Below are 20929 nucleotides of genomic sequence, written 5' to 3'. Positions count from 1 at the left end.
ATCCCTGCCCCGATTCGGTTGTACGATTGCCGGTTACAGATACCGAATCAATCAACCAACCAACACATAGCGAGGGGCACATGAACGTTACCTTGGGCATCATCGGACTCGGCGAGGTCGGCGGCATCTTCGGCCGCGGCCTGCTCGGCAAGGAGGGCGTGGAGGCCGTCTACGCCTGGGACACGAAATTCGCCGGCGCGGACGGCGCCGCGGCGCGCGAAACGGCCAAGGCGGCCGGCATCGAAGCCGTCGACAGCATGGCCGCCCTGTGCGCAAAGGCCACCCTGCTGATCTCGGCCGTCACCGCCTCCAACACGCTGGCCGTTGCCGAAGAAGCCGCCCGCCACGTGCGCGCGGGCACGCTCTTCCTCGACCTGAATTCCGCCTCGCCCGGCACCAAGAAAACCGCTGCCGCGGCGCTGGAAGCCGCCGGCGCCCGCTACGTCGAAGCCGGCGTCATGACCTCGGTGCCGCCCTACGGCATCCGCGTCCCCATGCTGCTGGGCGGCAAGCAGGCGCAAAGCCTGGCCGCGACGCTGAACGGCTGGGGCATGGACGCCAAGCCGGTGTCCGAGGAACTGGGCATCGCCTCGGCCATCAAGATGAGCCGCAGCGTCATGATCAAGGGCCTGGAGGCGCTGGTGATCGAAAGCTACGCCACCGCGCGCTTCTACGGCGTCGAAGACCACGTGCTGCCCACCCTGCAGGAAACCTTCCCGCAGATCGACTGGACCAAGCAAGGCGCCTACTTCTTCAGCCGCGTCGTGCAGCACGGCAAGCGCCGCGCCGAGGAAATGCGCGAATCCGCCCGGACCGTGCAGGAAGCCGGTTTCGATCCCTTCATGACCAGCGCCACGGCCGAAAAGCAGGACTGGGTGGCCCGGCTGGCGCGCGAAGGCGTGTTCGAGGGCCTCGACCTCAAGACCGCGCCGTGGCAGGACTATGCGGATCGGCTGCTGAAAGCCGCCGGGAAATGAGTGCCTCGGACGCCGGGATTCTGGTCTAGGGTTTGTCTCCCGGCTGTCCGTATTGCTCGATGACCTGCGCCTCGGTAAGCATGGGAGTCCGGTTGGCGAGTTCGTAATAGCCTGGCCGCTTGTCGACGTAGATCTGGCTGGAAAGCTCGAAATCGGTCGAGCCGAAGGTTCCGGCCGGAACGAAATACTCCCCGGTGGCCAGCAGCTTGTAGTAGAGGTGCGTGCCGCAGCGTTTGCAGAAAGCCCGCTCGGCCCAGTTGGAAGACGGGTAGACGGCGACCTGGCCGCCCCCCGTGAACACGACGTTCGGTCCGCAATGGACGACGAACAGGGGGCCGCCTCCCCATTTTCGGCAAAAACCGCAATGGCAGACACTCAGTTCCCTGGTGTCCGGAGAGGTGAAGGCGACGGCCCCGCATAGACAATTGCCGTTCATGCTGCTGGTCTCCATATCGATGATCGGGAAAGCGGCCAGGCCGGAAATCCACGCGCCCAGCCTCGAGCTCGCGGCATAGAATACTGTATATAAATACAGTATTCTATCGTTCATGCAACTGTCGACCAAGCTCGAGATCCTGGCGGATGCCGCCAAGTACGACGCGTCCTGCGCCAGCAGCGGCGCGCCCAGGCGGGATTCGCGCGGGCGCGAAGGGCTGGGCGCCAGTACGGGCGCCGGCATCTGCCACAGTTTCACGCCCGACGGCCGCTGCGTCTCGCTGCTGAAAATACTCCTGACCAACTTCTGCCAGTACGACTGCCAGTACTGCATCAACCGCCGCTCCAGCAATGTTCCCCGCGCACGCTTTTCGCCGCGCGAAGTCGTCGACCTCACGCTGGATTTCTACCGACGCAACTACATAGACGGCCTGTTCCTGAGTTCGGGCATCATCCGCAGCCCCGACTACACCATGGAGCAGTTGCTGCAGGTCGCCCGGTCGCTGCGCGAGGAACACCGCTTCCGCGGCTACATCCACCTCAAGACCATACCCGACGCCGACCCGCTGTTGATCACCGAGGCCGGCCGCTACGCCGACCGGCTCAGCGTCAACATCGAACTGCCCACCGGCGGCGCCCTGCAGCGGCTGGCCCCCGAGAAAAGCGTGCACACCATCAAGCGCGCCATGGGCTCCATCCGCCTGGCGCAGGAAGCCGCGCAAGACGACAAACAGGCCGCCCGCCGCGCCCCCGCCGGGCAAAGCACCCAGATGATCGTCGGCGCCGACGACGCCGACGACCGCACCATCCTGCAGACCGCCCAGACCCTGTACGGCGCCTACAAACTCAAGCGCGTGTACTACTCCGCCTTCAGCCCGATTCCCGACAGCCCCGCCACCGTTCCCATGCAGGCGCCGCCGCTGCTGCGCGAGCACCGCCTCTACCAGGCCGACTTCCTGTTGCGCGGCTACGGCTTCCAGGCCGAGGAGCTGTTCCAGGAAGAAGGCAGCCTGCCGCTGGACATCGACCCCAAGCTGGCGTGGGCGCTGGCGCATCGCGGCGTGTTCCCGGTGGACCTGAACCGCGCGCCACAGCGGCTGATCGCGCGCGTGCCAGGCATCGGCATGCGCAACGCCAAGCGCCTGATTGAACTGCGCCGCCTGCGCGCCATCCGCTATCAGGACCTGATCCGGCTGCGCTGCGCCATGGACAAGGCCAGGCCCTTCATCGTCGTGCAAGACTACCGGCCCGGTTTGGCCGAGCCGCCGTCGGAACGCCTGCGGCGCGCGCTGGCGCGGGCGCCCGAGCAACTGGCGCTGCTGTGAGGGCATGGTCCCCATGACCGGCATGCGGATCCTGGCAGTCGCGGGCGGCTATCCGGGCTGGCGGGCGCAAGCCTTGCGCGCCCTGGCGGCCGGGTGGCCGCCCGACGCCGTCACCTGGACGGAAAGCGACGCCCTGCCCGCTTCGGCCGCGGGGCAGATGACGCTGGACTATGCCCCCGCTCCGCCTGCGCAAACGTGCGCCGTGGCCGAACCCGCCGCGCCCGTTCCGGCCGCGCCTGTCCGCATCTCCAGGGATTTCGCCGCCCTGCTGCAGCATGCCGCGCTGTATCGCTCGACGCAGCGCTGGGCCTTGCTGTACCGCGCCTTGTGGCGCTGGCAGAACGGCGACCGCAGCGTCGCCTCGGCCGCCGACCACGATGGCGCGCGCCTGCACGCAATGGCGAAGGCCGTGCGCCGCGCGCGGCACGACATGATCGCCTACGTGCGCTTCCAGCAGCGCGCCGGCGGCGGCATGCCCGAATACCTGGCCTGGTACGAACCCGGCCACGACGTGCTCGCCTCGGCCGCCGAACACTTCGCGCGCCGCATGGGAAAGTCTTCGTGGTGGATAGGCACGCCCCATGGCTCGGCCCTGTGGGACGGCCAGGCGATGCACTTGTCCGGGCTTCCGGCCGATCCCGCCGCCATGCCTGCCACCGCCGACCAGGTCGAGCCGCTGTGGCTGGCCTACTACCAGAGCATCTTCAACCCCGCACGCCTGAACGAAGCCGCGCTGGTGCAGCACATGCCGGTGCGCTTTTGGAAAGGCCTGCCCGAAGGCCCCCTCATCCCCGCCATGATCGCCCAGGCGCGCGCGGGCGCGCGGCGCGTCGGCCAAGCTGCCGCGGTAGGCGAGATGCCCGGCAAACCGGTGCCGATGGAAGCCGGCCGCGCGCAGCCGCCGCGCGCCCTGCCCTCCACGCTCGACCAGTGCCGCCGTTGCGAGCTCTGGCGTCACGCCACCCAGGCCGTCCCCGGCTGCGGGCCGCAGGGCGCCCGCATCATGCTGGTGGGCGAGCAGCCCGGCGACCAGGAAGACCTGGCCGGCCAGCCCTTCATCGGCCCGGCGGGCCAGGTGCTGGACGACGCCCTGCGCCGCGCCGAACTCGCGCGCGAGACCGTCTACCTCACCAACGCGGTCAAGCATTTCAAATGGGTGGCGCGCGGCAAGCGGCGCATGCACAAGACGCCGGGCCAACGGGAAGTCGAGGCGTGCGCGGCCTGGCTGGAGGAAGAGATCGCGCGCGTGAAGCCGCGCGTCATCGTGGCGCTGGGCGCGACGGCCCTGCGGGCGGTATTGCGGCGCGCGGCCGCGCTGCAGGATCATCTCGATGCGCCCGTGCTCCGGGGCGATGCCTTGGTCATGGCGACGTACCATCCCTCCTACGCCTTGCGGGTGCAAGGCGTCCGCACGCCGGCGCAGGTCGCCGCGCACATCGCCGAAACGCTGGCCCGCGCGCGCCAGTTGGCCGAAGCCACGCTTCCGGCCTGACGCGCGCCCACGCGCGTCAGCGCAGCCGCTTCACCACCCTGGCCACCCGCGCGATGCCTCCCGTCCCGCTTGCCGCGCGGCCGACCAGAGCCGTCCCTGCCGCGGTCAGCAAGGTGCTCCACACCGCCTTGCGGCTGCGCATCCCGGCCACCATCAGCAAAACGCCGGCGCCGAATACGACCAGATGTTCGCCGGGCAGGTCGGGGCGATTGGCGTCGTAGGCCTTGAGGCGCTCCCAGCGAGACTCCGGCGAGGCATCCGGCACCTCGGACGATACGGACGGCTCGTTATCTGCAACAGGACTGGACGACATGGCGGCGCTCCGGAGTGGAATGGCCGAGCGTTCAGCAACTGCCGTGCCCGGTTTCCGCCACGCGCGCGATCGCGGCCTTCAGGTCATCGATGTGCACCGCCAATTCGCGCGCCTGGCGCAGCATCGGGTACTGATGAAGCACTGCCCCCCATTGCGGGGACTCCAACAGCGCATGCCACACCGGCTCCAGCATTCGGAGATCCGTCTGCCCGCCGTTCTCCAGCGCATCGGCGAATGCCAGGCTGGCGGGCGCGGACAACAGTTGCATGCGGCTCGCGGCGCCGAGCAAACGCGGCGGTTCCGCCGATGCGTCGCAGCAATAGAGCACCGAACGCGCCAGGACTGGTTCATCCGCACTGAGCTTGCGCAACGACGCTCCCCGCAGGCATACCCTGCCTTCCCTGGACTCGAACGGGTAGATAGCGTCCGCCCCGGCCTGCGCCAGCAGCCGCAACCCGCGCAGCAGCCGCGGCAAGTCCGTCGTCGCGGCATCGATGGAAGCCTTGGCTTCGACCAGCAGGCAGACGTCCCACACGGGGCCCTCGCCATCGGCATGTGCCCGACGCAGCAGGACCGCGTCCCACTCCGTCTTGGCGCGCGCCGCGCTGCCGGCTATCGCGGGCGAGACCAGCAGCGATGTCGCCACACGGAACACCCCCGCTCCTCCCGCCTGCTCGTCGAGCCGCCGGGCCAGCGCGCCCAGCGCCTGCGCGGCCTGCGCCTCGACCGCCCTGCCACGCTGCTGCGAGGCATAGCCTTGCTCGGCCGCGGCGGAACTGCCCGAGCGCGGACCGCGGAGATCCCGAAGCGCCTGGTAGCGGTGCACGCGGTCGTCCCGTTCCAATGCTGCCAGGCGTTCCAGCCGAAGCAATGCGGCGCTCTCCAGAAGCCGCGCCAGACTGTGTGCGAACGGCGTCCCGTCTGCGTGTTGCCGTGCCTCCAGGCTCCGCAGCGCTTCATCCAGTTCGCGCCACGACTGCGACGATGCGGCGGCATGCAATCGCGCCAGCGCCTCGCGCTGCGGGCCGGCCTGCACGCTTTCCAGCCTGGCCGGATGGGCCAGCGCGTTCACCGCCGCGCGCACCTGCCGGCGGTCCCGCGCGGCATGCGCCGACAAGGACGCGTATTCGCGCACCGGTGCATGCCGATGGCGCAGCGCCATGGCCTGGAACACAGGATCGCCCGCCTCCGGGCGCATCGCGTCGCGGATCATGGCGGCCAGCGCTTCAACGAAAGCATGCCCGGCCGACGCAGTCGGCGTCTGGCCGCGTGCACGATCCTCGCGGGCCTGCTCGATCACGGCCGCCAGCCTCGCGGCGTGGCTGTCTGCCTGGCGCCGCACGCTATCGATGCCACCGGCGGGCAGCCGGTAGCGCCGCGCGGCGGCGCGCAGCACGGTGTCGAGCAAGGCCATGGAGGGATCCGGCGGTATGGGCATGGCGGTGTCCGTTCGTCATTGCGGTGTCCCCCGGGCGCACGCCGGCAGACCGCATGGCGCTCGCGATGCGCCGACGGAATGCGCTACCATGCCTCGGCCGAGAACGACGCCCAAGCATGGCAGCCGACGGGGAACGGGGATGGAAAACACGACGCGGATCAGTCCATACCGCAAAATCAGCGCGCGCATCATTCCACTGATGATGCTGTTGTACCTGATGGCGTTCCTGGACAGGGTGAACATCGGTTTCGCCTCGCTGACCATGAACCAGGACCTGGGTTTCACGCCGTACATCTACGGCTGGGGAGCCGGCATTTTCTTCATCGGGTATTTCTTTTTCGAAGTGCCCAGCAACCTGATCCTGGAAAAGGTCGGCGCCCGCCTGTGGATCGCCCGGATCATGCTCACCTGGGGACTGATCTCGTCGGCCATGGCCTTCGTCTCGGGAACCTGGAGCTTCCTCACGCTGCGCTTTCTGCTCGGGGTCGCCGAAGCGGGATTCCTGCCCGGCATGCTGCTCTATCTCACCTACTGGTTCCCGGCCCGCCATCGCGCAAAATTCATCTCCCTGTTCATGGCCGCGGTCCCGCTGGCGAGCGCGATCGGCTCGCCGATCTCCGGCCTGCTGGTGGGGATGGACGATCTCATGGGGCTGCGGGGCTGGCAGTGGCTGTTCATCCTGGAAGGCCTGCCCTCGTGCGTGCTCGGCATCGTGGTGCTGTTCGCGCTGCCCGACGGCCCAGGCAAGGCGAAGTGGCTGTCGGCGCAGGAACGCGCAGTCGTCGAGGCCGACCTGGCGCAAGACCGGCTCGCCGCTTCGCACCGCAGCCACCACGCCATGTGGCCGGCCCTGATGGACCGGCGCGTGCTCATGCTGTGCGCGGTGTATTTCGGCATCGTGATCGGGCTGTACGGCATCGGCTTCTGGCTGCCGCAGATCACCAAGGCAATGGGCTACTCCAACGCCATGGTCGGCGTCATCGTCGCCATCCCCTATGCCGCCAGCGCGGCAGCCATGCTGGCCTGGGGCCGCCACAGCGACAGGCGCGGCGAGCGGGCCGGCCACGTCGCCGCCGCGGCCGCCCTCAGCATCGTCGGCTTCCTGGGCAGCATCGCCTTCGACACGCCCTGGGTCGCGCTGTGCTGCCTGGGCCTGGCCTCGGTCGGCATCTATGCCAGCCTCGGGCCGTTCTGGGCCATGCCGCCGGTATTCCTGCAAGGCGCGGCGGCGGCCGGCGGCATTGCGTTGATCAACTCCGTGGGCAACCTCGGCGGCTTCGCCGGCCCGTATCTGATGGGCTGGATCAAGGAAAGCACCGGCAGCTTCTCGCCGGGCATGATCGCCCTGGCCTGCTGCCTCGGCGGCGCCGCGCTGCTGGTGCTGTCGTTGAAACGGGAGACGCTCGCGCCCGAGGCGAGCAAGGCGGCGGCGAGCACCGGAGAGGCAGTCGAGCCGAAAAACGATGCGTCGATTCCAGGAATCAAATAGTCACAGTTGAAATGAATTGATTCATAATGTCGAGATCGTCTGCGCAATCCAGGACCACTGCCGGCCGGAAGCGATACCCATCCCTGGGGCGAGGCGCCATGGCCCGGCAATTTCCCATATCAACGACCCATGAATAGAAAAACAGTGCGTTTCGGTATGCTGCCTCTCCTCGCCGCCGTGCTCACCGCCTGCGGCGGCAGCGGTGCGAAGGAGGATCCGCCCGCCGCCTGTGCGGAAACCGGCCCCTACGCCTGCAAGACAGGCGAAACCGAGCCGCTGTACCCCTTCCAATGGGCGCTGAACTACGCAGCGAGCTATTTCAAAGGCTTCCCGGACGCCTTCGGCAACGGGCTGGATCTGAATGTCGAGCCAGTCCATCGGCAGGGCATCAAAGGCCAGGGGGTGAACGTACTGGTACTGGATATCGGCACCGACCTGCATAACGAAGACCTGGCGCCCAACGCCGATTTCAGCATGTCCTGGAACTTCCTGACGGAGACAAACGATCCCTACCCCGATCTGACCCACCCCAGCGCTGCGCACGGCACCGTCGTCGCCGGCATCATCGCCGGGGCCCAGAATGGGAAAGGCGTCATGGGCATTGCGCCGCTGGCCACTCTTGGCGGGGCCAACTTCATCAGCAAGTCGGACGGGATATTCGACGCCTATGGGGGCGCGCCCTGGTCCAGCAAGGCGCACGTCTTCAATGCTTCCTACGGTTCGGACACGCTCGCGGCGCCGTACGAATCCGACGTCGCCAGCAGCAAGACCGTCGCGGTCAGGGGCCTGAAAAAACTGCGCGACGGCAAGGGCGCCGTCTTCCTTAAAGCCGCCGGGAACTCCTTCAGTCCAGGCCTGTGCGGCCTCGATGCCGCTTATTTCGACTGCACCAATCCGGCCAACGACATCTCCAATCTCGAACCGAACATCATCACCGTCGCCGCCCTCAACGCCAAGGGCAGCGCCAGCAGCTACAGCAGTGCGGGCTCGGTGGTGTGGGTCACGGGCATGGGCGGCGAATTCGGCAGCAACGGCAACTATGGCGAAGGCGCGGGCAACGACCAAGACGGCCCGACCATCTTTTCCACGGACCTGCGCGGCTGCATCTACGGATACAGCCGCACCGGCGCGCACACACCTTTCCTGCGCGGCCAGACCGCGCGCAACGGCCAGCCCGACAACGCCGATTGCGACTACGCCTACATGAACGGCACCTCGGCGGCCACGCCCACCCTCGCGGGTGTGGCCGCCCTGGTCCTCAGCGCCAACCCGGCGCTCACGTGGCGCGACGTGCGCGACATCTTCCGCGCCTCCGCCCGCAAGGTGGATGCCGACTACCTCCACCATATTCCCTTCAAGGGCGACAAACCCTTCGGCGCTCTGCTTGATCTCGCCACCAACCAGCCCACCGACCGGATGGGCAGCCCCGCCGACATCCGCGACGGCGCCACCGCCTTTCCCATGGACCTGGGCTGGCAGAAGAACGCAGCGGGCTACGAGTATTCCAACTGGTACGGCTTCGGCGTGCCGGACACCGCGAAGGCAGTGGCCCTGGCGCTCGAATACAAGGACAATCCCGGCCTGAGCCGCTCCGGGGACGTCCAGATGCCGGCGTTCCGGCCCGTTGCCTATTGGCAGCTCGACGATCTATCGGAAGACTTCGACGAAGACGAGCTCGAAGGCGCGGCTGTCCGAATCGGACCGTTCCCCTACCGGCGCATTACGTCGCTGGGCAAGTTCGAGGGAAGCCGGCAGACCGTGGATCAACTCCAGATCCGCCTGTCGGGCGAAGGGGTCTGCCTGGGCTCGCTGGGCATCGCCGCCAGGTCTCCCGCGGGCACTGTTTCGCTCTTGAAGCTGCCCAACGACCATTTCAAGGCGGACGGCTGGGACACCTTCCGGCAATACACGCTGGGAAGCTATGCTTTCCACGGAGAAACGGCAGAGGGCTCCTGGGAATTCTTCGCCATCGCGTCCAATTCCGATACACAGATTACGGTGATCGATACCGACGACGACGGCGAACCCCGGAAACGCCTGTCGGAACCCTGCCCCTCGAAGAACGGCGATGGCAGCGACCGGGACTTCAGATTCGTCGCCGAAGCCCGCATCGTGGCCCAATAGGCCACGCCGTCACCCGCTCCAGGAATTCGAGACATGAAACAAAACTATCGACGCTACTTCGGGCTGATCGGCCTATCGCTGGCGCTGGCCGGCAATGCGGCATTCGCCCTCGCCCCCGGGCAGAAGCTGTCCAAGTCGCAGATCGCCGAGTGGGGCGCCCTGCCCGTCTACGACATCGACGGAAACCGCATCAGGGTGATTCCTCCTCAGTATGCGGGCAGCCAGGACACCCTGCTGCTCGATGCGCAGGGCGTGGTGGGCAAAAGCGCCAACGAGGTCATGGTGTCCAACGCCCCGGCCGACGTCCAGGCCGTGATCGAACAGACGCAGCCCCGCCCCGTCTCCGTCAAGCGCTACGAGGCGACCGGCATCACGGTATCGACGTATGCCGACTTCGCCCAGGCGGTCGAAGCGCTGCGCGCGCTCAAGGCCGCCTTGCCGACGGCCAAGGTCGGCTTGCCGGTGACCTTCGCCGAACCGCGTCCTTACTGACGCCGGGGCGCCTTCTTCAACCGGTTTCCAACCGGCGACCGCCTGCGCCTCAACCGCGCCTGGCCGCCTCGATCGCGGCAATATCGATCTTCCCCATGGTCATCATGGCGTCGAACGCGCGCTTGGCTGCCGCTGGGTCAGGGTCGGTAATTGCCGCCGTCAGCACGCGCGGCGTAATCTGCCAAGACAGTCCCCATTTGTCCTTGCACCAGCCGCATGCGCTTTCCTGGCCCCCGTTATCCACGATCGCGTTCCACAGGCGGTCCGTTTCCTCCTGATCGTCGGTGGCGACCTGGAACGAGAACGCCTCGTTGTGCTGGAACGCCGAGCCGCCGTTCAGGCCGAGACAAGGAATCCCCATCACCGTGAACTCGACCGTCAGCACGTCGCCCTGCTTGCCTGAAGGGTAGTCGCCCGGGGCGTGGTGAACGGCCTGGACGGCGCTGTCGGGAAAGGTCCGGGCATAAAACGTGGCGGCGTCCAAGGCGGTGCCGTCATACCAGAGGCAGATGGTGTTCTTGCTCGTCATTCGAAGTCTCCTGCGAGTCGGTCGGAATGGGTGCGATTGTCGGGAACTCGAGGAAAAGATACGGCAAGGCGGCGCACCTGGCCATCCCGGGCCTCGGGCATCCCCGGCCCTCGAGCCCGATTTCGCGTACAGTTCCGGCCGGAGACCGAACCAGGTCAGCCGGGGGCCGCTTTGCACCGTTTTAGAAAAGACATCAATGGCCTGCGCGCCTGGGCCGTCGTTTCCGTCGTCCTGTTCCATTTCGGCGTTCCGGGCTTTGAAGGCGGCTTCATCGGCGTCGACATTTTTTTCGTGATCTCCGGCTTCCTGATGACTGGCATCGTCGTCGGCAGGATCGAAAAATCGGACAAGGCTTCGTTCTGGAAATTCGATGTACTGGACTTCTACCTCGCCCGGGCCCGGAGGATTCTCCCCGCACTGACGGCGCTGTGCGCGGGCGTGATCGCGGCAGGAGGGTTCATTCTCGGGCCTGCCGACTACACGCGGCTCGCGGCCCATGCGGCCGGCGCGCTGGCGTTCCTGTCGAATTTCCAGTTCTGGCGGGAGACGGGATACTTCGCCCCCCTCGCGCATGAAAACCTGCTGCTCCACACCTGGTCGCTATCGGTGGAATGGCAATTCTGCCTCGCCCTGCCGATTGCGCTGCTCGTCGTCTGGAAAATACGCCCGGGCAGGAAGTTCCTGGGCTCGGTCGTTCTGGCCGGGCTGGCCGCATCGTTCATCCTGTCGGTAGTCGTCACGCCCAAGGCCCCCAGCCCCGCCTTCTACCTGCTTCCCACCCGCGCCTGGGAAATGCTGGCGGGAAGCATGGTGTATCTCCATCAAGGAAAAAACACACTTTCCCATAAGGGGAACACAATCATCGAACGGCTGGGCTTCCTGCTGATCGCCTTCAGCGTCCTTGCCTTCGACAGCGCCGACCTCTGGCCGGGATGGAAAGCCATCGTTCCCGTGCTGGGGACCGCCCTCGTCATCCTTTCCCGGAACGGCGGCTCGCTCCTCAGCACGACACGGGCCGCGCAATGGCTGGGCAAGACGTCCTATTCGATCTACCTCTGGCATTGGCCGCTATGCGTCGCGCTCGTCTATACGGGAACGCAAGGCCAAATCGTGCCGACGGCTTCGGCCATCCTCCTGAGCCTGATGCTTGGATGGGCCTCGTGGAAGCTGATCGAAGACGCCAGCAAGCGATCGCTGCTCGAGCAGTCGCGAGCCAGGCAATTCGCCCTCATCTTCTTGCCGGTGTTCCTGGCGATATCGTCCTCCCTTTACCTGCGCAGCAACGATGGGTTTCCGGAACGGCTGGCGGGAACCCTGCCCCCGGAGCAATCCGGGCTGCTGTCGATCCCGCTGCCTGCCAACGGCTGGTGCTTCTACAGCCTGGATGCGGTCAAGACACTCAAGGTCGGCCCGGAGGGCCTGGACTGCCATATCGGCGATCCCGCCGCACTCAAGACCGCCGTCCTGTTCGGCGACTCCTTCGCCGGCCACAACATTCCTTTCTGGGACCGCGTGGGCAAGCATTTCCACATCCAGGTGCATGCGGTCGCCACCAGTTGGTGCTTCCCCGCATTCGACCGGACATTCATCGGGCCCACGTCCAGCCCGGCCTATGAACAATGCCTGATCAACAGGGAATACGTGAAGAACAACCTGGCCCGGTACGACTACGTCGTCCTGGCGGGGAACTGGGGGCCGATAGACAAACGCGGACTCATGGACTCGACGCGGGCAGCCATCGACGCCATCGCCGGGCTGAACAAAACCGTCATCATCATGCAAGCCCCCACGCGGTTCGACAAGAACGTCCGGTCGGCCTATGAAAGAAGCCTGCTTCTTGGCATGGACTTCTCCGCCGACGAAATATCCGCTTCGGGCGACGGCATGGCGATCCGCGCGCACCGGGCGCTTGCCGACTATGCGCGAAGCAAGGAAAACGTACATATCCTGACCCGGTCCGTGCTGTTCAAGAACACCTATCAAACCAGCGAACATATTCCCTTGATGGCGGACGACAGCCATTTGAGCATCCTGGGGTCGCTGCAGTCCGCCGGCAATGTGCTGGAAGCGGCGGGCGAGGAAACCGACTTCGACGCCTTCTTGAAAACGCTGACGCTCCCGCAGCCCGGGGAGTCTTCTTCGCATTAGCAGGCGGGCGCGGCCCCCGGCCCGGGCCCCTGCCATACAATTCTCCGGTGAACTCCGCCCTTCCGCCCAAGCCGCAGCGAGCCGCGCCGACCTCCCGCGGAACGCCCGGCCCGTCCCGGTCCAGCGTCAAATCGGCGGACCGCGTCCTCGACATACTCGAACTCCTTGCCAGCACGGGGCGCGCGATGACGCACGCCGAAATCGCGCGGCGAACCGCCGTCCCGAAAAGCAGCCTGACCGCCTTGCTGCACAACCTCGTCGGCCGCGGCTACATCGAGCAATTGCAGGAGTCGCAGCAGTTCCAGCTCGGCGAAGGCGCGTATGCGCTCGCGCGCCGCGGCGCGCACAATCGCGACCTGCTGCGTGCCAGCGAACCCTGGCTGCAGCGGCTCATGCACGACACGGAGGAGTCGGCCGTGCTCAGCGTGCTGCGCAACGACATGGCCGAGCGCATCGCCTCCGCCCAGTCGCCGAATGCCGTCCTGTATTCCGTGCACGTCGGGGTCATGCAGCCGCTTTATGCCAGCTCGGCCGGCAAGGTGCTGCTCGCGTGGCTGCCGCCGGCCGAACGCGAGTCCTACCTCCAGCGCGTCAAGCTGCAGCCGCGCACCGAGCAGACCATACGCTCCGCGGCCGTGCTGCGGCGGCAGTTGCAGCAGATCCGCGAGGAAGGCGTGGGCTGGTCTCTCAGCGAATTCACCGCCGGCATCGTGGGCCTGGCCGTTCCGGTCCTGGATGTGCACGGGCGCATGCTCGCGGCCGTGGGACTCGCCATGCCGGCCAGCCGCCTGGACGATGCGCGCAGGCAGACGCTGGTGGATATCCTGCGCGCCACCGCGATGGAGATTGCCGCGGCGGCGGACCGGGCCAAGGCCGCCGAGGCAAAAAATGTTCACGTATGAGAACACCGCCTAGCGGTATGCGGAACTGAGCGCAACACTGCATGCATGACAGGAGGCGCCCGCACAGGGCGCCCGGGAGACATGCATGCAGCCATCCGCCACCATCCGGGAATCCCTGAACACGCCCGTCGCGGGCCGCTACGACGTCATCGTCGTCGGCGGCGGCGCCTCCGGCACCGTAGCCGCCATCGCGGCCGCGCGCTCGGGCGCCCGCACGCTGCTGGTCGAGCGCGGCGGCTGCCTCGGCGGCGCCGCCACCGCCAACCTCGTGGCCCAATGGGTCGCGTTCTTCCACGGCGAAACCCGCGTGGTCGGCGGCATTCCCTTCGAGCTGGCCGAACGCGTGCAGGCCGCCGGCGGCTCGGACGGCTTCCACCGCTACGTCATGGGCGAGGCCGCCGGCACCCCGTTTCCGCTGCGCGTGCTGCCCTTCAACCCGGAAACGGTCAAGTGGGTGCTCGACGGCGCGGTGAACGAAGCCGGCGTGGAAGTACTGCTGCACACGACCTTCGCGCGCACGCTGCTGCAGGACGGTTCTATCGCGGGCGTCACGGTCGAGACCGTGCAAGGCCGCCTGGCCTTCCTCGCACCGGTGGTGGTGGACGCTTCCGGCGACGCCCTGGTGTGCGCCAGCGCGGGCGTTCCCGCCAAGAACGACGGCGGCGAGCGCCAACCCTGCACCCTCTCCTTCAGGCTCTCGAACGTGGACGTGGCGCGCTTCAGGGCAGTGCCTTCGGAGCAGCGCCGCGCATTGGTGCTGGACGGCCTGCGGCGCGGCGAACTGTTCTGGGAAAGCCTGTCCTTCGTCAGCACCCCGGGCGGCACCGACGCCATCTGCCTGATGAGCCGCATCCAGGACGTCGATGCGCTGGACGCCCGCGACGCCACCCGCGCCGAACAGGAAGGCCGCCGGCAGATCGCCAGCATCGTGGGCTTTCTGCGGCGCGAGATTCCCGGTTTCGAGAACGCGGTCCTGGCCGACGTCGCCGAACGCGTGGGCGTGCGCGAGACGCGCCGCATCGAAGGCCGGTACACGCTGAGCGAAGAAGACATCATGCAGGCGCGCGGTTTCGAGGACGCCATCGCCCTGGGCGCTGGCCCCATGGACCGCCACCAGCCGGGCGGCACCGGCATCCGCCTGTATGCGCCGCCCGAGCCCTTCGAGATCCCGCTGCGCGCGCTGCTGCCCGTGGAGGTGGAAGGCCTGCTGGTGTGCGGCCGCACGCTGAGCGCCACACGCGAGGCGATGGCCGGCGCGCGCCACATGGCGACTTCCATGGCGATGGGGCAGGCGGTCGGCACGCTCGGCGCCATCGCGGCGGCCAGCGGCCGCCGTCCCTCGGCCGTCCCCGCTGCGGAAGTTCAGCAACGCCTCGAAGAGGCCCATGCCCTGTTCCGCCGCGCGCAGATCGCCAGCCCCGGTCAGACCGCCTGATTCCCCAGGAGACATCCATGAAAAGAACACTACGCGCCACCGCCTGCCTCGCCATGCTGTCCGCCGCCACCGTCGCGGCCGCCCAGGAATGGCCGGGCCGGACCACCACCGTGGTCAACCCCTTCAGCGCCGGCACGACCACCGACACCGTGGCGCGCGTCGTCGCCGAGGGGTTGCAAAAGAAGTTCGGCACTCCCTTCATCGTGGACTCCCGGCCCGGCGCCGGCGGCATGATAGGCACCACGCTGGTCGCCCGCGCGCATCCGGACGGCAGCACCTTCGGCGTCAGCATCGCCGGCCCGCTGGTCCACAATCCCCTGCTCTACAAGCGCATGGCCTACGATCCCGACAAGGATCTGACGCCCCTGACGCTGGGCGTGCACCAGCCCTGCCTGTTGATCGCCTCCAAGGCGCTGGGCGTCAAGACGCTGCCGGAACTCGTCGAGATCCTGAAGAAGAACCCGGGCAAATACAACTACTCGTACGTCGGCAACGGCTCGCTGGGCCACCTGGTCATGACGCTGCTCGCCAACAAGAGCGGCACGCAGATCGTCCCGGTGATGTACGCCGGCGCTGTCCAGGCCACCACCGCCGTGATGACGGACGAGGTGCAGATGGGCTGCCTGCCCGCGCAGGCCACGATGGCGCAAGTGCGCGGCGACAAGGTGGTGCCCATCGCCGTCTCCACCGCCGACCGCGCGGCGCTGCTGCCCGAGGTGCCGGCGCTGCGCGAGTTCTACCCCGACATCGTCGGCAGCGCATGGATGGGTTTCGTCGCGCCCGGAGCGATGGCTCCCGCGCTGGCCGAGCGCATCAGCGCCGCCATCGGCGAGGTGCTGCGCCAGCCCCAGGTGGTGGAGCTGCTGCGCCAGCAACTGATGGAACCCGCACCCGGCACGCCCGCGCAATTCAAGGCCTTCATGCAGGAAGAGCTGGCGCGCTGGAAACCCGTGATCGTCGATAACAAGATCACCGCCGAATAGCGATCCCCGCCACCCGATACCCACATGGAGAATGAGCATTGAAGAGCCGTAGCAACGAGCCCCTGGGCCGCACCGCCGAGGGCGTGCCGATTATCGCGCAAGCCGACGTCGTCGTCATCGGCGCGGGACCGGGCGGATTCGCGGCGGCGCTGCGCGCGCGCCGCGAGGGCTGCAGCGTGGTCCTGGTCGAGAAGTTCGACATGCCCGGCGGCGTCCATACCTCCGGGCTCCAGGGCGCCGCCAACCCCGGGGTCGGCGGCATCCATACCGAATTGATGGAACGCTTCGCGGCAGCCGGCGCCATCTACACGGCCACCGAGCAAGACCTGCCCGACTGGGCCGGCAATGCCCTGTCCCACTACGACTATTACCTGGCGCCCGGCTCGCCCTTCCGGCGCGCATCGTTCAACCCGGACGGCGCCGGCAACATCATGCTGCGGATGCTCGAGGAAGCCGGCGTGCAGGCCATCTACGGCGCCGCCTTCGTGGACGTAGAGATGCAGGCCGAGGGCGGCGAGCGCCGTATCACCCACGGCATCATCGAAACGGTAGAAGGCCGCCAAGCCGTCGGCGGCCGCGTCTTCGTGGAAGGCAGCGGCACCGCGGAAGTGGTCGCGCGCGCCGGCGCCCCCTTCGTGCGCGGCGGCGGACGGCAGCCCGAGACCGTCGCCCAGGACGCGCAGTCGCGCCCCATTCCCGGCGGCCTGCTGTGGATCATGAGCGGCATCGACTTCGCGCAGACCGCCGCCTACCAGAAACGCGAGAACGATCCCGCCCTGAGCAAGCTCATCAACGCGGCGCGCGCGGCGGGCGACATCCCGCCGGAACTCTATCGCCCCCGCCTGGCCGACCAGGGCGTCTACGGCGACCACTACATCGGCCACCCGACTGTGGACATGAGCCCCATCCAGGGGCCGGGCACCTTCATCCTGTGGCAGAACGTGCCCTATGAATGGGCGCTGCACATGGACGAAGACACCGAACATGCCTCGCGCGCCAAGAAGGAACTGCGCCGCTTGATCGACGCCGAGGCCGCCTTCCTGCGCAAGTACGTGCCGGGCTTCCAGGATGCCTTCATTTCCCACGTCGGCCGCTACGTCGGCGTGCGGGACGGCCGCCACCCCATCGGCGAATACGTTTTCTCCATCGACGACGCGCGCGAAGGGCGGCGCTTTGCCGACGCCGTGACGCCGCCCATGGCCAAGACCTTCTTCTGGGACCAGTACACCAAATACACCTTCGAAGTGCCCTACCGCTGCTTCCTGCCCAAGGAGGTCGACAACCTGCTGCTGACGGGCGCGTCGCTGTCCTTCACTTTCGAGACCATCTTCATGGTGATGCGCAACTTCCCCTGGTGCTGCCAGACCGGCGAAGTGGCCGGCCACGCCGCCGCGCGCGCCATCCGCGAAGAGATCTCCCCCAAGCAGCTCCGCTGGACCGAGCCGCTGGCCTTCTGAACCGCAAGGAGACATACGACATGAATGCTTCGGTCATTACCGAAACCCTGAGCACGCCGGTGCTGGACCGCTACGACGTGATCGTCGCGGGGGGCGGCGCCTCCGGCCTGATCGCCGCGGTCGCGGCGGCCCGCAGCGGCGCCCGCGTGGCGCTGGTGGAGCGCGCCGGCTGCCTGGGCGGCACCGCCACCTCCGGCATGGTCGCGCAGTACATCGGCCTGTTCAACGGCACCGTGCGCTGCGTGGGCGGCATAGGCTTCGAGCTCACCCGGCGCATCGAGGCCGCGGGCGGCAGCGACGGCTTTCGCCGCTACACCCTGGCCGAGGCCAGCGCCAACCCCGTCACCATCACCAACTTCCCCTTCAATCCCGAAGTCGTCAAGATCGTCGCCGACGACATGGCGCGCGAAGCCGGCGTGGACGTGCTGCTGCACTCGCGCGTGGTAGGACCGCTGCTGGAAGACGGCCGCGTGGCCGGCCTGCTGCTGGAGAACGTGTCCGGCCGCCGCGCGCTGCGCTCCCGCATGCTGGTGGACGCCACCGGCGATGCCGTCATCGCCGCCGCGGCCGGCGTTCCCTACGTCGGCGAAGAGCCCGAACTGCGCGACAAGCGCCAGCCCCTGACGCTGGTGTTCCGCATGTCCAACGTGGACGTGCGCGCCTTTCGCGCCATTCCGCGCGAACAGAAACGCGCCATCGCCCTGGACGGCCTGCAGCGCGGCCAGCTCGCCTGGGAAAGCCTGTCGTTCTGCAGCACGCCCGGCGACACCGACGCCATCTGCCTGATGAGCCGCATCCACGGCATCGACGCGCTCGACGGCGCGGAACTGACGCGTGCCGAGCAGGTGGGGCGGCAGCAGATCAAGACCATCGTGCCCTTCCTGCGCGAGAACGTTCCCGGCTTCGAGCAATCCGTGCTCGCCGGCATCGCCGAACGCGTCGGCATACGCGAAACGCGCCGCATCGTCGGCCGCTACACCCTCACGACCGAAGACATCGTCGGCGGCAAGCGCTTCGCCGACGCCATCGCCCTGGGCGCCGGCCCCATGGACCTGCACGAGGCCGGCGGCACGGGCGTGGACCTCTGGATGCCGCCCGCGCCGTTCGAGATCCCGCTGGCCTGCCTGCTGCCCGAGCGCGTCGAAGGCATCGTCGTCACCGGCCGCGCCATCTCCGCCACGCGCGAAGCCAACGGCGGCGCCCGCCACATGGGCACCGCCATGTGCCTGGGCCATGCCGCCGGCGCCTATGCGGCGCTGGCGGCCACGCAGGAAAACCCCGCGGTCGACAAGCTGCGCCAACTGCTGCGCAGCCAGGGCGCGCTTGTATCCGCCGCCGACGCGCTGGCCGCGGCGGATGAAAACGCGGTCGAAGCACGCCCCGCCTGAAACGATTGAACAAGGAGACAGAGATGCAAAATACCGTTCGACGCAAAACACTGGCCGCGGCCATGCTGGCGGCCATCACGGCCGGCGGCGCATTCCCCGCGCTGGCGCAGGACTATCCCAGCAAGCCCATCCGGCTGATCGTGCCCTTCCCCGCCGGCGGCCCCTCCGACACCACCGCCCGCTCCATCGCCGAGGGCCTGGGCAAGGTATTGGGGCAACCCGTCGTCGTCGAGAACAAGCCCGGCGCGGGCGCCATCATCGGCAGCGAAGTCGTGCTGGGCCAGCCCGCCGACGGCCACACCCTGCTGATGGCCAGCAACGTGATTTCCACCGGCAAATGGCTCTATCCCTCCATGAACTTCGAGCCCGTGCGCGATTTCCGCGCCGTGGTCGGCGTCTTCCGCAGCCCGCACCAGGTGGCCGTGGCGCCGGACTTCCCCGGCAAAGGCATTCAGGACCTGATCGCCATGGCCAAGCGTGAACAAGGCCGCATGAACTACGGCTCGGGCGGCGCCGGCACCATGCCCCATCTGGGCGCCGAGCGCTTCAAGCAGGTCACCGGCGTCGAGATGCAGCACATCCCCTACCGCGGTTCGGCGCCGGCCAACGTCGCTCTGGTCGCGGGCGACGTGCCCGTGCACTTCGACATCGAGTTCTCCGTGCAGCCGCTGCTGAAATCCGGCCGGCTGCGCTCCCTGGGCGTCACCGCGCTGAAGCGCTCCCCGCAGTTCCCCGACGTGCCGACGCTGGACGAGCAAGGCATCAAGGGCTTCGAGCTGTATTCGTGGTTCGGCATCGTGGCGCGGACGGGAACGCCGGACAGCGTCGTCGCCAAGCTCAACCAGGCGATCAACCAGGTGATGGAAACCCCGGAGTTCAAGCAGCGGCTGGAGGGGCTGGGCGCAGAAAGGATCGGTGGGCCGCCGGCCGCGTTCGAGAAGATGATCAAGGACGATTACCAGCTCTGGGGCGACGTGATCCGGAAAGCCAATCTCAAGATCGATTGAACCGGACCGTTCCGGGGTAAAGGCCCTTGCAAGCCCCGGTCAACCCGCCTCGGCATCGTAAACCCGGGTGGCGGTCAACAGCACGGCCGCTATCCGGTCGCACTCTGCATACGCCGGGTTCGACAACTCTTCACCGAAAATATCCGGGTCCAATTCCCGGTAGCGCCAGGCAAGCCCGCCATCCGCGAGCATGTCGGACACGGCCGCCAGGAAGGGATCCGTGCCGTCGACCATGGCCGCCCCGGTGTACAGCAACAGGCTGCCTCCGGGTTTCAGCCTCCTGCGCCCCGCATCGATAATCGCCAGGGAAAGCTCGGCCCCCAGCGGACCGCCGCCATGCCGGTAGGCGCGGGCGTGGGGATCGACGAGATAAGGCGGATTCGACATGACGAGGTCGAATTCGCCATCCACGCCGTCCAGGAGATTGCTGTGGCAAGCCTGCACATTGGCCGCCCCCGCCACCGCGGCGTTGACCCGGGTCAACGCCAGGGCGCGGTCGTTGATGTCGACCGCGACGATTTCCGCGCCAGGAACAGCCAGGCCCGCCAGGATGGCGCCCGGCCCCGCGCCGCAGCCGACATCCACCATGCGGGCCGGCCCCGCGCCCCGTCCGGCCAGATGCTGTTTGACGGCATCGGCATATCGATAGGTATCCGGCCCGAAGAAAACCGAGTCATCCTGCACAGTGGGATACGCCGAATGCGCGTAGAGCTGCCCGTCTAGCGTGGACAACCGGATCCGGCTGGCCCAAAGCCCATCCCTCGGCTCCAGCACGTCGGCCGCTTTCATTAAATCGAACACCTCTGGCGGCAGAACACCCGGGTCGAAAGGACGGCTCCAGCCGAATACATCGCGCAGCGTTCGCGCCCGCGCATGGGCGGTCCGCTGATAGACGCGCGCGTGGGTGGCCGGCGTGGTCGTCGTGAAGGTATAGCCGGTGGCGGCCACGGCACGGATGAGCCGAACCAGCGGCTCCTCGGCAGGAACTCCGGTTT

Annotated in this window: 18 protein-coding genes; 13 read left to right on the top strand and 5 right to left on the bottom strand. The window is 67.6% G+C overall.

What is annotated here, in order from left to right; genetic code table 11:
* Positions 1-80 precede the first annotated feature (80 nt).
* Positions 81-977, top strand: coding sequence for an NAD(P)-dependent oxidoreductase (locus tag PIGHUM_RS08410; RefSeq protein ID WP_124079129.1), 897 nt, complete (start codon positions 81-83; stop codon positions 975-977).
* Positions 978-1002: 25 nt separating this feature from the next.
* Here PIGHUM_RS08410 and PIGHUM_RS08405 read toward each other — a convergent pair whose 3' ends face one another.
* On the bottom strand, positions 1003-1527 hold the full coding sequence (locus PIGHUM_RS08405; RefSeq protein ID WP_246013039.1) for a GFA family protein: 525 nt from the start codon (positions 1525-1527) through the stop codon (positions 1003-1005).
* Between PIGHUM_RS08405 and PIGHUM_RS08400 the strand changes: the two genes are divergently transcribed.
* Positions 1526-2737, top strand: a complete 1212-nt coding sequence (locus tag PIGHUM_RS08400; protein ID WP_124079128.1) for a putative DNA modification/repair radical SAM protein — start codon at positions 1526-1528, stop codon at positions 2735-2737. The genes PIGHUM_RS08405 and PIGHUM_RS08400 overlap by 2 nt on opposite strands.
* 22 nt (positions 2738-2759) lie before the next feature.
* On the top strand, positions 2760-4229 hold the full coding sequence (locus PIGHUM_RS08395; RefSeq protein WP_124079265.1) for a UdgX family uracil-DNA binding protein: 1470 nt from the start codon (positions 2760-2762) through the stop codon (positions 4227-4229).
* A 16-nt stretch (positions 4230-4245) separates the two neighbouring features.
* Here PIGHUM_RS08395 and PIGHUM_RS08390 read toward each other — a convergent pair whose 3' ends face one another.
* Together PIGHUM_RS08390 and PIGHUM_RS08385 are read right to left on the bottom strand one after the other, a co-directional pair.
* The gene (locus PIGHUM_RS08390) at positions 4246-4542 is read right to left on the bottom strand and encodes a hypothetical protein (protein WP_246013037.1); all 297 of its coding nucleotides are present in this window, start codon (positions 4540-4542) and stop codon (positions 4246-4248) included.
* Positions 4543-4573: 31 nt separating this feature from the next.
* Positions 4574-5980, bottom strand: coding sequence for a 3-deoxy-D-arabino-heptulosonate 7-phosphate synthase (locus PIGHUM_RS08385; protein ID WP_124079127.1), 1407 nt, complete (start codon positions 5978-5980; stop codon positions 4574-4576).
* A gap of 139 nt (positions 5981-6119) precedes the next feature.
* Here PIGHUM_RS08385 and PIGHUM_RS08380 point away from each other — a divergent pair, with 139 nt between their 5' ends.
* From PIGHUM_RS08380 to PIGHUM_RS08370, 3 genes are all read left to right on the top strand, one after another.
* Positions 6120-7469 (top strand): MFS transporter, encoded by a 1350-nt coding sequence (locus tag PIGHUM_RS08380; protein ID WP_124079126.1) that lies wholly within the window; start codon positions 6120-6122, stop codon positions 7467-7469.
* A gap of 129 nt (positions 7470-7598) precedes the next feature.
* Positions 7599-9593 (top strand): S8 family serine peptidase, encoded by a 1995-nt coding sequence (locus PIGHUM_RS08375; protein ID WP_124079125.1) that lies wholly within the window; start codon positions 7599-7601, stop codon positions 9591-9593.
* A 33-nt stretch (positions 9594-9626) separates the two neighbouring features.
* Entirely contained in the window at positions 9627-10085 is a 459-nt protein-coding gene (locus tag PIGHUM_RS08370; protein ID WP_124079124.1) for a hypothetical protein, read from the top strand.
* Positions 10086-10134: 49 nt separating this feature from the next.
* Here PIGHUM_RS08370 and PIGHUM_RS08365 read toward each other — a convergent pair whose 3' ends face one another.
* Positions 10135-10614 carry a VOC family protein gene (locus PIGHUM_RS08365; protein ID WP_124079122.1) on the bottom strand — a complete coding sequence of 160 codons (480 nt, stop codon included), beginning with the start codon at positions 10612-10614 and terminating at the stop codon, positions 10135-10137.
* Here PIGHUM_RS08365 and PIGHUM_RS08360 point away from each other — a divergent pair.
* The 7 genes from PIGHUM_RS08360 (at position 10510) to PIGHUM_RS08330 (ending at position 19934) form a co-directional block, all read left to right on the top strand.
* A complete protein-coding gene (locus PIGHUM_RS08360; protein WP_160142208.1) occupies positions 10510-12762 on the top strand; it encodes an acyltransferase family protein in 2253 nt (750 codons plus the stop codon). The two genes, PIGHUM_RS08365 and PIGHUM_RS08360, sit on opposite strands and share 105 nt — an antisense overlap.
* Positions 12763-12809: 47 nt before the next feature.
* Positions 12810-13664 (top strand): IclR family transcriptional regulator, encoded by an 855-nt coding sequence (locus PIGHUM_RS08355; RefSeq protein ID WP_160142207.1) that lies wholly within the window; start codon positions 12810-12812, stop codon positions 13662-13664.
* Positions 13665-13749: 85 nt separating this feature from the next.
* Positions 13750-15099, top strand: a complete 1350-nt coding sequence (locus PIGHUM_RS08350; RefSeq protein WP_124079116.1) for an FAD-dependent oxidoreductase — start codon at positions 13750-13752, stop codon at positions 15097-15099.
* 17 nt (positions 15100-15116) lie between these two features.
* Positions 15117-16082, top strand: a complete 966-nt coding sequence (locus PIGHUM_RS08345; RefSeq protein WP_124079114.1) for a Bug family tripartite tricarboxylate transporter substrate binding protein — start codon at positions 15117-15119, stop codon at positions 16080-16082.
* A gap of 38 nt (positions 16083-16120) precedes the next feature.
* On the top strand, positions 16121-17539 hold the full coding sequence (locus PIGHUM_RS08340; RefSeq protein WP_124079112.1) for an FAD-dependent oxidoreductase: 1419 nt from the start codon (positions 16121-16123) through the stop codon (positions 17537-17539).
* 20 nt (positions 17540-17559) lie between these two features.
* On the top strand, positions 17560-18927 hold the full coding sequence (locus PIGHUM_RS08335; RefSeq protein WP_124079110.1) for an FAD-dependent oxidoreductase: 1368 nt from the start codon (positions 17560-17562) through the stop codon (positions 18925-18927).
* A gap of 23 nt (positions 18928-18950) precedes the next feature.
* On the top strand, positions 18951-19934 hold the full coding sequence (locus PIGHUM_RS08330; RefSeq protein WP_124079108.1) for a Bug family tripartite tricarboxylate transporter substrate binding protein: 984 nt from the start codon (positions 18951-18953) through the stop codon (positions 19932-19934).
* A 39-nt stretch (positions 19935-19973) separates the two neighbouring features.
* Here the strand turns inward: PIGHUM_RS08330 and PIGHUM_RS08325 are convergent, their stop codons facing one another.
* Positions 19974-20882: a methyltransferase gene (locus PIGHUM_RS08325; RefSeq protein WP_246013035.1), complete on the bottom strand. Its 909-nt coding sequence runs from the start codon at positions 20880-20882 to the stop codon at positions 19974-19976.
* Positions 20883-20929 lie beyond the last annotated feature (47 nt).

The organism is Pigmentiphaga humi, assembly GCF_900606115.1.
Classification (GTDB): Bacteria; Pseudomonadota; Gammaproteobacteria; order Burkholderiales; family Burkholderiaceae_B; genus Pigmentiphaga; species Pigmentiphaga humi.
The sequence above is the reverse complement of the archived record's forward strand: the minus strand, read 5'-3'. Positions and strand labels throughout refer to the sequence as shown.

Coding starts and splice junctions, on each gene's coding strand:
- PIGHUM_RS08390 (WP_246013037.1), bottom strand. CDS start 4,542: ATGTCGTCCAGTCCTGTTGCAGATAACGAGCCGTCCGTATCGTCCGAG.
- PIGHUM_RS08380 (WP_124079126.1), top strand. CDS start 6,120: ATGGAAAACACGACGCGGATCAGTCCATACCGCAAAATCAGCGCGCGC.
- PIGHUM_RS08375 (WP_124079125.1), top strand. CDS start 7,599: ATGAATAGAAAAACAGTGCGTTTCGGTATGCTGCCTCTCCTCGCCGCC.
- PIGHUM_RS08350 (WP_124079116.1), top strand. CDS start 13,750: ATGCAGCCATCCGCCACCATCCGGGAATCCCTGAACACGCCCGTCGCG.
- PIGHUM_RS08335 (WP_124079110.1), top strand. CDS start 17,560: ATGAATGCTTCGGTCATTACCGAAACCCTGAGCACGCCGGTGCTGGAC.
- PIGHUM_RS08400 (WP_124079128.1), top strand. CDS start 1,526: ATGCAACTGTCGACCAAGCTCGAGATCCTGGCGGATGCCGCCAAGTAC.
- PIGHUM_RS08385 (WP_124079127.1), bottom strand. CDS start 5,980: ATGCCCATACCGCCGGATCCCTCCATGGCCTTGCTCGACACCGTGCTG.
- PIGHUM_RS08365 (WP_124079122.1), bottom strand. CDS start 10,614: ATGACGAGCAAGAACACCATCTGCCTCTGGTATGACGGCACCGCCTTG.
- PIGHUM_RS08345 (WP_124079114.1), top strand. CDS start 15,117: ATGAAAAGAACACTACGCGCCACCGCCTGCCTCGCCATGCTGTCCGCC.
- PIGHUM_RS08410 (WP_124079129.1), top strand. CDS start 81: ATGAACGTTACCTTGGGCATCATCGGACTCGGCGAGGTCGGCGGCATC.
- PIGHUM_RS08405 (WP_246013039.1), bottom strand. CDS start 1,527: ATGAACGATAGAATACTGTATTTATATACAGTATTCTATGCCGCGAGC.
- PIGHUM_RS08395 (WP_124079265.1), top strand. CDS start 2,760: ATGCGGATCCTGGCAGTCGCGGGCGGCTATCCGGGCTGGCGGGCGCAA.
- PIGHUM_RS08370 (WP_124079124.1), top strand. CDS start 9,627: ATGAAACAAAACTATCGACGCTACTTCGGGCTGATCGGCCTATCGCTG.
- PIGHUM_RS08330 (WP_124079108.1), top strand. CDS start 18,951: ATGCAAAATACCGTTCGACGCAAAACACTGGCCGCGGCCATGCTGGCG.